This is a genomic window from Vibrio sp. 1978, assembly GCF_033344345.1.
Genome location: NZ_JAWPOP010000346.1, coordinates 1 through 780 on the forward strand (window position 1 = coordinate 1; position 780 = coordinate 780).

The 780-nt window shown below is 47.8% G+C and carries 1 protein-coding gene; it reads right to left on the reverse strand.

Going from position 1 to position 780, the window contains the following annotated elements; translation table 11 throughout:
- Nucleotides 1–780: MFS transporter (locus R8N49_RS26540; RefSeq protein WP_318190372.1), on the reverse strand; the 780-nt coding region annotated here is incomplete at both ends.

Below are 780 nucleotides of genomic sequence, written 5' to 3' on the forward strand. Positions count from 1 at the left end.
TGTTCCTTTTCGCGCTCTTTTTGCTCGTGGTGTGCGCGTTCGCCTAGAAGCGCATACGTCAAACACACGATAGAAGTAATACATGAACCAATTAGAATGATGAAACCGCCATCCCAACCGAAATGGTCCACGGTGTAACCAAGAACCGCGTTCGCAGCCACCGCACCGCCTAAGTAACCAAACAAGCCAGTTAGACCAGCAGCAGTACCCGCTGCTTTTTTCGGCGCCAATTCAAGTGCATACAAACCAATCAGCATGACAGGGCCGTAAATCAAGAAGCCAATCGCGATAAGAGCCATCATATCGATTGTTGGGTTGCCCGCAGGGTTGAACCAGTAAACCAATACCGCCAACGTTACCAATACCATGAACAAGATGCCTGCAGGTGCACGACGGCCTTTGAACAGTTTGTCCGAAATCCAACCACACAATAACGTGCCAGGAATACCTGCCCACTCGTATAGGAAGTAAGCCCAAGACGATTTATCTACCGAGAAGTCCTTCGCTTCTTTTAGATAAACGGGGGCCCAGTCCAACACACCGTAACGGATCAAGTAAACAAACGCGTTTGCAATCGCAATCGACCACAACAGTTTATTGTTGAATACGTACTTGAAGAAAATTTCCTTCGCCGTCATTTCTTGTTCATGCGACTTGTCGTAGTCATCTGGGTAGTCATCTTTGTACTCTTCAATCGGCGGTAGACCACAAGACTGAGGCGTATCTCGAACCGTCATCCAAATGAACACTGCAACCAAAGTGGCGAAAAATGCAGGTACA